We start from the raw sequence: 13,320 nt of genomic DNA on the forward strand, positions 1-13,320 counted from the left end.
ATCGGCGGGAGGACGCTATGACTTTCAACCGGAGGAGAACAACAATGAGCAGGACCACAGCCTTATTCCTTGCAGCCATGCTCGGCTGCACCAGCTTTGCAACGCTGGACGCGCGCGCCGATGAAGGCGTCGCCAAGGGCGACACTTCGGCCAAGAAGATCGCCTTCAGCAATTCCTACGCCGGCAATTCCTTCCGCCAGGTGATGATCAAGAGCTTCGAGGAAATGGGCGCCAAGGCCGTGGCCGACAAGCAGATCGCCGCAACAGCCGTCGTCAGCTCGAACAATTCGGTGACCGAACAGGCGAGCCAGATCGAGAACCTGATCCTGCAGGGCTACGATGCAATCATCGTCCTTGCCGGCTCCGACACCGCACTCAACGGCGCCATCAAGGATGCCTGCAATGCCGGTATCACGGTCGTCGCCTTCGCCAGCGGCGTCACCGAGCCTTGCGCCTATGTCGTCGACTACAACCTCGATTCCTATGCCAAGGCCGAACTGGATTTCATCTCCAGCAAGCTCGGCGACAAGCCGGCCAACATCCTCGAGATCCGCGGTATGGCCGGCGACGGTTTCGACAAGCGCCTGCATGAGGGCGTCGAGAAGGCGATGAAGGCGCACGCCAGCTACAAGGCTGTCGGCGAGGTCTATGGCCAGTGGACGGCGACCGTGGCACAAAAGGAAGTGTCGGGCATCCTGCCGTCGCTGCCTCAGGTCGATGCGGTGCTGACGCAGGGCGGCGACGGCTATGGCGCGGCGCAGGCGTTCAAGGCCGCCAACCGGCCGCTGCCGATCATCATCATGGGCAACCGCCAGGACGAATTGGCGCTGTGGAAGCAGGAGCATGATGCCGGCGGCTACGAAACTTTCTCGCTGGGCGCCACGCCCAGCGTCTCGCAGGTCGCGTTCTGGGTCGCGCAGCAGATCCTGGCCGGCAAGCAGGTGCCGAAATTCGTCGAGGTGCCGCTCCTGCAGATCAATCAGCCTGACCTCGACGCCTGGCTGAAGACGGTTCCCGCAGGCGGCGTTGTCAATGCCGAATATCCGCAGGAGCTGGTGGCCAAGATCATCGACGCCAACGTAAAGAAAGAACCTCTGCCCGGCGTACCCGCGCCGAAATGAGCAGCATGGCCGAATGATGAACGATCCCACGTCGCCCAAAAAGGACGCAACAGAGAGAGGCGATGCTGACAGCCCTCTTGTCGAGGTAGGCAATGTCCGCAAGAGCTATGATGCCGTGCATGCCTTGGGCGGCGTGGATTTTCATCTGAACCCCGGCGAGGTCGTTGGCCTGGTCGGTCACAACGGCGCCGGCAAGTCGACGCTGATGAACGTGCTGGCCGGCACCATCGAGCGCAGCAGCGGCAGCTTTCGCGTCGGCGGACGTGAGATCGGTGCCTGGAGTGCGGCCAGTGCCCAGCAGGTCGGTCTGCGCTGTATCTTTCAGGAACTGTCGCTCTGCGCCAATTTGACGTCGGCGGAAAACGCCCGCATCGTGCACAGGTCCTTGCGTGGGTTGGGCTGGCGGCGGCGCGCGCGCCAGGTAATCGGTCCGGTGCTGGACGAGATCTTCCCTGGCCACGGAATCGACCTCGACAGGAAGGTCGCCGACCTGCCGATCGGCGAGCGACAGATGGTCGAGATCGCTCGCGCCTTCACGCAGACCAGCATCAAATTGCGCGCCGTCATTCTCGATGAGCCAACCTCGGCGCTCGGCCATGAGGCGACGGAGCAACTGCTCACCCACATTCGTCGTGCCGCCGGACGTGGTATCGCCTGCATCCTGATCACCCATCGACTGAACGAGATCCTCGCCGTCTGCGACCGCACCGTCGTCATGGTCGACGGCAAGGTCGTCGCCGAGCGGGCGACCGCCGGCCTGTCGCGCGCCGCGCTTGTCGAATTGATGGGCAGCATCGAGCGGCCCCGCGATCGCTCCGCAGGCAAGGCGTCGTCGGTGCAAGCTCCGGTTATCCGGCATGCCGGCCGCGACACCGCTGATCTGACCATCGAAGTCGGCAAGGGCGAGATCATCGGTTTCGCCGGGCTCGACGGCCACGGCCAGCGCGAGCGGCTGCGCGCGATGTTCTATGCCGCGCGCCGGCAGCGCGAGGCCTTGCCGGGTGCCTATGTTGCCGGCGACCGCGGCTCTGAAGGCGTGTTCTCACTGTGGTCTATCGCCGACAATCTGACCATCCGCAGCCTGAATGCGCTGACGCGGGGCGGCATGATTTCAGGCGCCGCCGCTCGCAAGCTGGCCGAGACCTGGTCGGAGCGGCTCAAGGTAAAGGCGCCTTCGATCGACACGCCGATCATGTCGCTGTCCGGCGGCAACCAGCAGAAGGTGCTGTTCGCTCGTGCGCTGGCGTCGGACGCCGAGGTGATCTTCCTCGACGATCCGATGCGCGGCGTCGATGTCGGCACCAAGCAGGAGGTCTACCGGCTGATCCGCGCGGAGGCCGAGAACGGACGCGCCTTCGTCTGGTACACAACCGAGCTCGAAGAGCTGACCAATTGCGAGCGCATCTATGTCTTCCGCGAGGGCCGCGCCGTGACCAGGCTGGAAGATGAGGCCATCGAGACCGGCCGTATCCTGCAGGCGTCGTTCGGAGGCGACCATGTCTGACGCGGCTGCCCGAGTTCCGGCCCGTTCTCCTTCCAATCCGCGTTCGGCCTTGCTCAATGCCATGCAGGTCGGCCTGCCGGCTATCGCGCTGCTGGTTATGCTGGCCATCATCTTCAGCATCCGCCCGGCGGCGATGAGCTATTTCGGCTTCCATCTGCTGTTCAAGCTCTCGGTGCCGCTGGTCTTTGCCGCGCTGGCGCAGATGATGGTGATCATGCTGGGCGACATCGACCTGTCGAACGGCGCCTTTGTCGGGCTGATCACCTGCGTCACGGCGCTCTATCTCGGGGACGCGCCGGCAATCGCGGCGCTGTGCTACATCGTCCTGATCGCCGCCTATGCCGGTTTCGGCCTGCTTATTCATGCCCGGCAATTGCCCTCGATCATCGTGACGCTGGGCATGTCCTTCATCTGGCTCGGCATCGCCGTTATCCTGTTGCCGGCACCGGGTGGCTCGGCACCCGCATGGCTTGCCGCCTTCATGAGCTGGCAGCCGCCTTTGATGCCGCTGTCGATCTGGCTGGCGGCACTGGCGGCGCTCGCCGGCCATCTCGTCATCTCACGCTCCTCCTATGGCGTGGTGCTGCGCGGCGCAGGCGGCAATCCGCGCGCCGTCGAGCGCGCCGGCTGGTCCGTTATCGGCATCCGGGTCGCGGTCTATGCGGTCGCCGGCCTGCTCGCCTGTCTGGCCGGGCTGACGCTGACCGGCCTCACCACATCGGGCGACGCCAATGTCGCGCCGGCCTATACGCTGCTCGGCGTCGGCGCGGTGATCCTCGGCGGCGGCGCCTTTACCGGCGGCGTCGTATCGCCGGTCGGCACGGTGATCGGCGCTCTGACGCTGTCGCTCGCGGGCTCGCTTCTGTCTTTCCTGCAGGTGCCGCCGACATGGCAGATCGGCGCCCAGGGCGTCATCCTGTTTCTCGTGCTGGCCGGGCGCGTGCTTTTGTCGGAGCGGACGCGATGACCCGGAGATTGAGCCTCGCGCCGTGGACCTACGGCTTCATCGTGGCGCTCGCAATGTGGCTGGCGACGACAGCCTACTCGGGCATCGGCAGTGCCGGCGCCACGCTGTCGGGCGCGCTCGCCTTCGGTGCCTTCAGCGTTGTGGTGGGAACCGGGCAGATGTTCGTGGTCGCCTCCGGGCCGGGCAATATCGACCTCTCCGTGCCATCCGTGCTGACGCTGGCCGCCTATGTGTCGATGACGGTCATGCAAGGGTCCGACGGCATGCTGCTGCCTGGCCTGCTTGCAGCACTTGCCGTCGGCGCTGTCGCTGGTGCCGCGAACTTCCTTGCCATCGTCGCGCTCAGGCTGCCGCCGATCATCGCCACGCTCGCCTGGAGCTTCGTCTTCCAGTCGCTTGCCTTCAATCTCGGCGGCCAGGCGACGCTGAAGCCGCCGGCAGGCCTTTCCCGGTTCACCTCGATGAGCCTTGGCGGTGTGCAATTCATGCCGATCGCGGTGATGCTGCTGACGCTGGCCGCCATGATCGCTCTCAAACGCACGGTCTGGGGCCGGCAAGTGCTGGCCACCGGCCAGAGCGAACCGGCGGCGCGGCTTGCCGGCATCAACGTCGCACGGGTGCGGTTGATTGCCTATATGCTGTGCGGCACGGCGGCGGCGCTCGCCGGCTTCCTGCTTGCCGGCTTCAGTGGCGGGGCAGCACTCAACATGGGTGACGCCTATCTGATGGAATCGATCGCCGTGGTGGTGCTTGGCGGCACCAGCGTCGCTGGTGGGCAGGCCAACGCGGTCGGCATATGGGGGGCTGCGTTGTTCTTCAACCTGATGTCCACCATGCTCAACACCTTTGGCATCCAGGCAGGCGTGCGCTTCCTTTTGACCGGCGTGCTGATCATCCTGATCGTCGCTCTCGTGCCGAGGCCTCGCGTCAGATGAAACCCGCCATCGATACGCTCGCCGGGCTGTTCGAAACAAAGGCAGTTTCTTTCGTCGATCTGACGCATCCGATGAAGCCCGGCATGCCGGTGTGGCCGACGCACCCGCATTACTGCCAGGAGATGGTGGAATCCTATGACCGCGGCGATGTCGCCTGCAATCATGCGTTGGCTATGAGCGAGCACACCGGCACGCATTTCGACGCGCCGGTCCATTTCATCCGCGGCGGTGCTGCCATCTCCGGCATTCCGGTCGAGCGTTTCTTCGGCCGCATGGTGACGATCGATGCGCGTGGCTGTCGTCCCCGGCAGGCGGTCGAGCCGGATGCTATCTTCGCTTTCGAGGCCGAACATGGCTGCGTACGGCAGGGCGACGCCGTGTTCTTCCATTTCGGCTGGGACCGGTTCTGGGACGATCCGGCCGCGTTTCTCGCCGACTGGCCCGGCCTGTCGCGGCAAGCAAGCGAATTGCTGGTCGAGCGCGGTGCGCGCATCGTTGGCTCGGACTGCCTGTCGATCGATTGTTTCGGCAGCGAGGATTTCCCGGCGCACAGTACGTTGCTTTCAGCCGGCATCCTGATCGGCGAGAATTTCGCACGGCTTGGTGACTTGCCGCCTCGGTGCTTCCTGATCAGCTTGCCGCTGGCGATCGAAGGCGGCACCGGATCACCGCTGCGCGCCATCGCGCTGGTCGAGGGCTAACCACGGCTTACGAGAAGTCCAGCTGAACCTTGAGCGTTCGCTCCGGTTCCTTCTCGATCAAGTCGAAGGCTGCGCGTGCATCCGCCGCCGCGAACACCTGCGTGATCATGCCCTGCGGATCGAGCCGCTTGTCGGCCAGCCATTCGACGACGCGCGGCAACAGCCGGCGGTTCAGGCGCGAGCCGACGATGGTCAGTTCCTTGCGCACCACTTCCTGCTGGCTGAGGTTGGATGGGGCGTCCGAAAAGCCGAGCAGGCCGATGCGGCCCGCCGGGCTGGCCAGCCGGCAAGCCTCGTCGAGAAGTGCGGGAATGCCGGCGCCGTCAATGACCAGCGTCGGGCCAAGACCGTCATTTTCACCGCGCACCGCGGCCGGCACGGGATCGCGCACAGAGTGGATCACCCTGTCGGCACCGAAGCTGAGCGCTCGCTCCAGGCGGGCTTCGTCGATATCGGCAACGATGCACCGTGCGCCCTTGAGCTTGGCGACCTGCAGGACAGTGACGCCGACCGTGCCGGCGCCATAGATCAGCGCTGTGTCCTCGGGTCCGCAACCGGTACGATCGAGCACATTGGCGGCGATGGAAAACGGCTCGGCCAGTGCCGCCAGCCCAAACGGCATATCCCTTGGAACCGGTATGACATTTGCCGCCGGCACCGCGACGAAGGCGCGAAAACCGCCGTCGCGGTGAACGCCCATCACTTCGAGGTTGGCGCAGACATTGGAGCGGCCGACCCGGCAGGGATAGCAGTGGCCGCACGACACCACGGGATCGACCACCACACGGTCTCCCGTCGCAATGCCGGTCACATTGCGTCCGAGCGCTGTTACGGTGCCGGCGAATTCATGGCCGATTATACGTGGATAGACGGCGAACGGATTGGAGCCATGCAGGATGTGAATGTCGGAGCCGCAGATGCCGGCACGGCTGACATGAACGACGACTTCGCCTGCCCCGGGCTGGGGTATCGTGCCCTGCCGGACTTCCAGCGACTGCGGCGCGCGAACGAGAACTTCAAGCATGGCCTCACCACTTGTATACTAGTCGACAAGTGGCTCAATCTCGCTGCTTCGTCAAGCGCTCATGGCGGCTGTTAGACAGCCTCTTACCCGACACGTTGCGACACGAAATCGGAACTGGCGTTCACTGAAACGCAAATGCCCTGGCGTCCGCAGTTTGGACGCTCAATGCGCTGTCTTGCCGGTCTCCTCTCGAAGGGGGGCAGTCAAAAATTGTTGACTTCCATCAAGGAGGAAATGACTACCGCTTGCCTATCCGTCGGACCATAAGACAGGCTGTGCGATCGGGGCCTCGGCCGGCTTGCCGCACGGAAGGCGACCTTGCCTTTGAACGCGGACGCGCCATCTGGAATGGGGCAGCCGCCTGCATGACGGAATGGCAACAGCATTGGAACAGCCTCAATTTGCCACCGAGCGCGATCCGAGGCTGAGACTGATTATTCCAATCATCGTCGCCATCGCCTTTCTGATGGAGCAGCTCGATTCCACCATCATCACCACCGCGATCCCCGCCATCGCGCGCAGCCTCGACACGACGCCGGTCAGGCTGAACCTGGCGATCACCACCTACATCCTGACGCTGGCCGTATTCATTCCCGTCAGCGGCTGGTTCGCCGACAGGTTCGGCGCACGAAAAGTGTTCGCGCTGGCGCTTTTCACCTTCACCCTCGGCTCGGCGCTGTGCGGCATGGCCAACAGTTTCGGCATGCTTTTGGCGATGCGCGCCCTGCAGGGGCTGGGCGGCGCCATGATGACGCCGGTCGGGCGGCTGATCCTGCTGCGCAGCTTTCCGCGCAGCGGGCTTATCACCGCCATGACCTACACGACCTTGCCCGCCATCATGGGGCCGGTGATCGGGCCGCTGCTCGGCGGCCTGTTGACCACTTACGCGTCGTGGCGCTGGATATTCTATGTCAACGTGCCATTCGGTTGTCTCGGCATTCTGGCGGCGCTGCGCTTCGTCGACGATTTCCGCGAGGAGGCGGTGCAGCGCTTCGACTTCGCCGGGTTCCTGATGGTGGGATGCGGAGTCGCGCTGCTGCAGTTCGGGCTGGAAAGCATCGGGAGGCCGATCATCTCCGTTTCGGCGACAGCGTTGGTGTTGGCCGCGGCGATCCTGCTGCTGCTCGCCTTCGGGCGCTATGCGCGCCGCGTCGTTGCACCGGCAGTCGATCTGACACTGTTTCGATTTCGCTCGTTCTGGGTCGGTACGCTCGCAGGCGGCCTGTGCCGCGTTGGCCTCAACGGCGTGCCTTTCCTGTTGCCGCTGATGCTGCAGGTCGGCTTTGGCATGAGCCCGGTCACCTCGGGCTCGCTGACATTCGTCGGCAGCTTCGGCGCCTTGCTCATTCGGCCGCTGCTGTCGCCGCTGTTGCGGCGCTTTGGCTTCAATGTCGTGCTCATCGGCAGCGCGGTGGTCGGCTCCGCCGCTGTCGGGGGCTTCGCCTTGATCGAAGCCGATACGCCGCACTGGATGATCGGCCTTTACGTCTTTGTCTTCGGGGTCATCCGGTCGGCGCAGTTCATGACCTCCAACACGCTGTCCTATGCCGACCTGCCGGACGACAAGCTCAGCCGCGCCACCAGTCTCGGCGGCGTCCTGCAGCAACTCAGCGTTTCCCTGGGCGTTTCGATCGCCGCCATGGTGCTGGGCCTTGTCGCAGGAGAAACCCACATCGTGACAGCGGAACGCTTCCACCAGGTGTTCCTGCTGACCGCGGTCATCCCGCTGCTGTCCGTCCCCGGCTTCCTGTACCTGCGTGCCGAGGACGGCGTGCAGGTCAGCGGCCATGTTCGACCACGAAATTCTCGTTGACGCCGCGCCTTCGGCTGTCCTGGAGACATCGAGCCCGCCTGTCTGCCTGGCTGCCACCAATCGGCCCGGACCAGCTCGTGGCGCTCGATGTCTTCCATGCTGGAATTTCAGGCGAAGTCCGCTCCCGCGCTTTTCTTCGAGAGCCGCGAAAGAAGGTGAACAGTCAGCACGACGGCCAGACCGGAGACGAGCGTCGAGAGGGTGAAAAGTGCGCCATAGCCGATGCGGTCGGCGATCGCACCGGCCATCATCGAGCCGATCAGGTAGATGATGATCTGGGCGCAGGACAGAATGGTGAAGTCCGTTCCAGGCTGATCTTTCGATGACACCGCCATGAACAGGCTGTAGAGCGCCACAATCTCCATATAGCGGATCAAGGTCTGAAACCCCGCCGCTCCCAAAAGAGTCCATATGCCCGTGATTTCGCCGGCCGCATGCAGGGCAAACAACAGGAAGCAGATCGTGCGCAAGGCGCCGAGCAGCAGCAGCGTTCGGCCGGCGCCGGAACGTCGAACAAGCATGGCCGCTATGAAGGATCCGGCAATGCCGGCCGTCGCCGCAGAAATACCGCTCAGATATCCGATCGCCGACAGCGGCAATCCGACGTCGACGAGATAGGATCCCTCCATGGATTTCACCAGCCCTTCGCTCGCCCGGTAGGTCAGTGCGATCATCAGGACGGTCACGGCTTCCGGGCGCTTGAGAAAGCTGGAGATCGAAGGTTTCGCCCGCGGTTCGGCGTTTTTTGTAGCGGTGTCCTCCGGCATGAAGGCGATCGCAATCAATGGAAGGGCTGAGACCGCCGCGATGGTCAGCACCATCGCCTGCCAGCCGACCCAGCCATAGAGAAGCAGGGAAACGGTGCCGCCGACGATGACGCTGAGTGCGACCGCTCCGCCCTGGATTGCGTTTCCAACGGCGCGATCCTCTTGCCTCAGGGCGAGCGTGGCATAGCCGTCGGTTGCAATGTCCTGCGTCGAGGTCAGCACCGCGATCGCGAAACCTATTGCGAATATGGCTTTCAGATTGGTCGGTTCCACAAGGGCGAGTGCCGCAATGGCGATCACAGTCCCGATCTGCGTGGGAAGAATCCATCCGCGGCGGTGCCCGATCGCCATCGGCCTGATCCGATCGACGAGCGGTGCCCAGAGGAATTTCACCGTCAGCGGGATCATCAGGACGGCAAGCATGCCGATGGCCGTTCTCGACACGCCAAGCTCGCGCATGATCGGCGGCACCGCGGCGACCAGGAGATAACCCGGAATACCCTGGGCGAGGTAGAGACCCGCCAGCACGGCGAACAGCCGCAAACGCTGCCAATCCCGCCGCTCTGCCGGCCGGCTGATGGTCTCGGATGCGAGCCCGCTCATGGCCGAACTGCCTTGTCGAGATGTTTGGCGGCGAACTGCCGCGCTTCCTCTCTGTCGCTGGTGACGTGGACCGGAATAGCCCAGAGCCGCTCGAACGATTGCCGCGATCGTGGATTGGGATTGTCACGCACCAGTGCCAAGGCCCGGCATGCGCTGGAGATGCGCTGCCGCGTGGCCTTGGCCCATGCGGCCTGACGGACTTCCCCCTCTCGGGAGAGATGAGTGCTGCCGGCAATATCCACCACGATGGCATAGGGTCCATCGAGGTTGCCGATCCGGTCGAGCGCCTCGAGGTAGTCGGCCTCGTCGGTTGCCGCGTGCGGAGGGTAGAGGCGCAGGTCGACGATGCCGTCCTTGTGCATCTCGAAACGAACCATCTCAGAAGGTGACCTTGTAGCCGAGCGATACCGTGCGGCCGAAACCATTGACGACATTGTTGCGCGTGGCGCTAGCTGTCGGATTCATGTAGTTGGTGTCGAAGACGTTCTCGACGCCGACACTGAGATCGCCCTTGCCGACCTTGTGGCTCGCAAGGATATTTACCAGTGCCGCGCCCTTGATCTCGGGTACGGTCGTTATCTTGTCCCGGCTGGTGAAGAACTGGACCTCGCTGCGAAGATTGAGGCCGTTGTCGAAGACATAGGTCCCGTAGACCGTGCCGTGCACCGGGGTCGCTATCCTGTTGTTCGGCAGCCACGCATCGATATTGCCATCGCCGTCATTGTCGTAGCGCCCCTCGGTATAGCCAAGGAGGCCACCGACGGTGAGGTTGCCGGTCAGGTTCCACCATGCGGTGACTTCGACGCCCCAGATTTCCTCCTTCTGCTGCGACACGCGGTTGGAGGCGATGTCGTAGTTCACGCCTTGGTCGGAGGTGGACAAAAAGGCCGACAGCGAGCCGCCATAGTCGACATCGCCGCCGCGAATGCCGATCTCGTAATTGTTGACGACCTGAGGGCTGGGAGCGATGTCAGCGTAGCTGACCGTATAGTCGGGTGCGCCTGCGCCGGGACATGCCAGCGCCCCGTAGGCGTCGCACAGTTCGGCACTGCTGTTGGCGCCGGCTCGCCGCGTGAAGCTGCCGATGTCGGTCAGCGAGAACCCCTGCGAGAAGCCACCGTAAAGCTGGACATCGGGCGTGAGATCGAATGTGCCGCCGACATTGAAAGTCAGATTGTCGTAGTCAAAGGACCCGCCGATGACGTTGATCGCCGGATATGGCCGGTTGATGTAAAAGATGGCTGGGCGGTTGAAATCCTCGATGTCGAGGAAGTAGCGTTCGTAGCGCAATCCACCTTGCAGGCGCAGCCGGTCGGTCACAGGGACCTGCAACTGGGCAAAGCCGGCGACCGAGTTCTGCTTCATCGGACTGATGACGTCCCAGCCGTTCTCGAGTTTCTGGAAGGTCTTGTCGTGGATGAAGTCCAGGCCCCAGGTCAGCGTCGACCCCTCCAGCAGCATGTCGAGAGGGGTCTCGACCGTAGCGGTGAGGCCGGCGCGCTTGCTGAAGAGCGTGGTCTGGGCAAAGCTGGCCTGCGGGTTGAGCGGGTTGCCCGAATAGTAGACCTGATTGTTCACGAAGCGATCGAAGCGGGTGAAGGGAAAGCGCTTCTCCATATCGTTGTAGAACGACTTCACTTCGAGCGATCCCAAGGCGAAGGCGGTGTCGGTATAGCGCGCGGTGAAATATTTTGAATTCTCTTCCACGGATTCGCCCGTATACGGCGCCGTGTAGTCGGGCGCCGCTGGAGTGGCCTGGAAATTGGAAAACCAATCCGGATTCTGTTCCATGCGGACCAGTTCGCCGGAGACCTCGAAACGACGGGCCCCGTCCTCATATCCCAGTCTTGCATAGAGGTTGCCGAAGTCGGTGCGATCGCCCCCGCCTTGGCCGAGCATGGCGTCGGACGGCAGTTCGCGACCGTCTCCGTCATAGGTCCGGCGCGTCCGCTGGCCGCTGGCCGAGAACATGTAGTCGAATTTGCCGATCTTCTGCGTCGCCGAAACCGAAACTTCCGGCGCCAGGGACTTGCCGGGATTTGCAGTGAACGCCTTCACCTTGGTCTCGACGGTGACGGTTGGTCTTTCGGTCGCGTCCCGCCTGGTGATGAAATTGATGGTGCCGCCGGTCGCGCCGGAGCCGTAAAGGCTGCTTGCCCCGTTGACCACCTCAATGCGCTCGACTTTGCCGAGATCGATAAGCGAAAGCGTTCGTGAAACGTCACGCAACGGGGTGTTGCGGGGAATGCCGTCGACGAGAATCAGCACGCCGCGACCGCGAAAGCTTTCCGAGGCACCTGAAATCGTCTGGTTTGCGATCGAAAAACCGGGAACCAGCTTGGAAATCAGGGTCGCCGGGTCGCTCGTCAGCTTGAGCTGTTGTGCCAGCTCATCACCCTCGATGACCTGGACGGACCCGGGGATGCTGGAGATCGGCTGCTCCGTTCTGCTCGCCGTCACCAACACTGTTTCCAGCTGTATCGCGGGTGCCGAATCTCCAGTGTCCTGCGCCTGCACGGGCATGGTCGTGAAAGCAAGTGGCAGCAGTGCGAGGCAAGTTCCCGCGATCAGTTCATTCCGCATAGTCGCACCCCAAATTGGCCCCTCGGGTGCCGCAAAGGCATTGAGGGCCACAAATCGCTGGCTCCCTTTTCCCGGATCGATTAAATATGTCTCAATTACTCATGTTATCGATCAGGGCGATGGCGCGCTTGGAGTGAAGCGAAGCCGGCACTGCTGAAAACGAACTCCGACGATCCGAATTGAAAATGTTGCAGTTATATCACAGGTCGACCAACCCCAGCGGGATCAGCCCGGTGAGCTTCGACATGTCGGGTCATGACGACGCGGAAACCGAGCGGTTGTGCGCCGGCCATTTTTTCACGGTCATCGGGGAGGTCGCGATCGAAACAGGGCTGGGTGTCCTCTCCGCCGTGCGTGGCGTGACATGTGGCCTCGCCGATCTGAACGTCATGACGTGTTTCTTCCCGCCCTCGCCGTTACGGGTGCGGGGGATTGGAATGCCGGGTTCGGACAAGGTGCTCATGTTGCGAAGCATGGAAGGTCCGCTGGTCGTTGAGCAGGATGGACGGAAGATAGAAGCCGCGCTTGGAGATTTCCTCTTTGTATCCGGTGAGATGGCCTACGACTGGTATCTGCCGGAAGGGGGCAGGCTGGACTGCGGCAGCCTGCCCGGCGCCGCTTTCCGCGTTTCCGGCGAGACGCTTTCCAGGCTGATGCTGCGACCGATCCCGAGAACGTTTCCTCCGCTCCAGCTTCTGATCACCTACGGCGCTTATCTGTTGATGCGTGGCCCGCATTCTGCCAACGAGGCGGAGATGGCCAATGCCCATTTCAACGAAATACTTCCGCTCGTCGTCGCCTATCTGGAAACCCCATCAACGGTGGAACGTGACCGGCTGCACCCTGTTAAACGCTATATCGATGATCACCTGGGGGATGGCGATCTGAGCATTTCCGCTGTGGCCGCTGTCCTCGATGTTACACCACGATATGTCCAGAAGTTGTTTCAGCGCGAAGGGACGACATTTTCGAGATATCTTCTCGAACGGCGCCTGGCCGAGGCGCGCAAGCTGCTGTTGCGGGGAACGGGAACGCTTTCGATAGGCGCCACTGCCTATGAAGTCGGTTTCGGGGATATCTCCTACTTCAACCGCACCTTCCGAAAGCGTTATGGCGTGGCACCTTCCAGCGTTCGGGATGAAGCGCGGCAGACCCTTGGTTGAGTGGCCAATAGCCCGGGCAGAGACCGTCGGAATAGTGCGGCGAACCCTTGGGGCGTTGCCGATACTGCGTATACGAGGATACCTATATCCGTTAAGCTGAGCGCCGCGTCAAACGGGAGCATCGATTGCGAGGATTTGC

The 13,320-nt window shown here is 63.0% G+C and carries 11 protein-coding genes; 7 read left to right on the forward strand and 4 right to left on the reverse strand.

Annotated elements, in window-relative coordinates:
• The first annotated feature begins 44 nt into the window (after positions 1–44).
• The 5 genes from AC0L3E_RS16185 to AC0L3E_RS16205 all read left to right on the forward strand — a co-directional run bounded on the left by AC0L3E_RS16185 (position 45) and on the right by AC0L3E_RS16205 (position 5,228).
• A complete protein-coding gene (locus AC0L3E_RS16185) occupies positions 45–1,121 on the forward strand; it encodes an ABC transporter substrate-binding protein (RefSeq protein WP_128309002.1) in 1,077 nt (358 codons plus the stop codon).
• Positions 1,122–1,134: 13 nt separating this feature from the next.
• Positions 1,135–2,625 carry a sugar ABC transporter ATP-binding protein gene (locus AC0L3E_RS16190; RefSeq protein WP_245470007.1) on the forward strand — a complete coding sequence of 497 codons (1,491 nt, stop codon included), beginning with the start codon at positions 1,135–1,137 and terminating at the stop codon, positions 2,623–2,625.
• A 61-nt stretch (positions 2,626–2,686) separates the two neighbouring features.
• A complete protein-coding gene (locus AC0L3E_RS16195; protein WP_245466267.1) occupies positions 2,687–3,592 on the forward strand; it encodes an ABC transporter permease in 906 nt (301 codons plus the stop codon).
• Positions 3,589–4,527, forward strand: a complete 939-nt coding sequence (locus AC0L3E_RS16200; RefSeq protein ID WP_127326988.1) for an ABC transporter permease — start codon at positions 3,589–3,591, stop codon at positions 4,525–4,527. Before AC0L3E_RS16195 ends, AC0L3E_RS16200 begins: the two co-directional genes overlap by 4 nt.
• Entirely contained in the window at positions 4,524–5,228 is a 705-nt protein-coding gene (locus tag AC0L3E_RS16205; RefSeq protein ID WP_473605161.1) for a cyclase family protein, read from the forward strand. Before AC0L3E_RS16200 ends, AC0L3E_RS16205 begins: the two co-directional genes overlap by 4 nt.
• A 7-nt stretch (positions 5,229–5,235) precedes the next feature.
• Here AC0L3E_RS16205 and AC0L3E_RS16210 read toward each other — a convergent pair whose 3' ends face one another.
• The gene (locus AC0L3E_RS16210; protein WP_128364614.1) at positions 5,236–6,252 is read right to left on the reverse strand and encodes a Zn-dependent oxidoreductase; all 1,017 of its coding nucleotides are present in this window, start codon (positions 6,250–6,252) and stop codon (positions 5,236–5,238) included.
• A 373-nt stretch (positions 6,253–6,625) separates the two neighbouring features.
• Between AC0L3E_RS16210 and AC0L3E_RS16215 the strand changes: the two genes are divergently transcribed.
• Positions 6,626–8,065, forward strand: a complete 1,440-nt coding sequence (locus AC0L3E_RS16215) for a DHA2 family efflux MFS transporter permease subunit (RefSeq protein WP_473605162.1) — start codon at positions 6,626–6,628, stop codon at positions 8,063–8,065.
• 107 nt (positions 8,066–8,172) lie between these two features.
• On the opposite strand, the gene AC0L3E_RS16220 is transcribed toward AC0L3E_RS16215, so the two are convergent.
• From AC0L3E_RS16220 to AC0L3E_RS16230, 3 genes are read right to left on the reverse strand one after another with little or no spacing between them, the layout of a single operon-like run.
• Positions 8,173–9,435 carry a RhtX/FptX family siderophore transporter gene (locus AC0L3E_RS16220; protein ID WP_127272287.1) on the reverse strand — a complete coding sequence of 421 codons (1,263 nt, stop codon included), beginning with the start codon at positions 9,433–9,435 and terminating at the stop codon, positions 8,173–8,175.
• Positions 9,432–9,812, reverse strand: coding sequence for a hypothetical protein (locus tag AC0L3E_RS16225; protein ID WP_127272286.1), 381 nt, complete (start codon positions 9,810–9,812; stop codon positions 9,432–9,434). The genes AC0L3E_RS16220 and AC0L3E_RS16225 overlap by 4 nt, the downstream gene beginning before the upstream one ends.
• Before the next feature lies 1 nt (position 9,813).
• Complete coding sequence (locus tag AC0L3E_RS16230; RefSeq protein ID WP_352581685.1) at positions 9,814–11,895, reverse strand: TonB-dependent receptor; 2,082 nt, start codon at positions 11,893–11,895, stop codon at positions 9,814–9,816.
• A 356-nt stretch (positions 11,896–12,251) separates the two neighbouring features.
• Here AC0L3E_RS16230 and AC0L3E_RS16235 point away from each other — a divergent pair, with 356 nt between their 5' ends.
• On the forward strand, positions 12,252–13,181 hold the full coding sequence (locus tag AC0L3E_RS16235) for a helix-turn-helix transcriptional regulator (protein ID WP_473605163.1): 930 nt from the start codon (positions 12,252–12,254) through the stop codon (positions 13,179–13,181).
• Positions 13,182–13,320: the final 139 nt, after the last annotated feature.

This window comes from Mesorhizobium sp. WSM4822, from assembly GCF_055811155.1.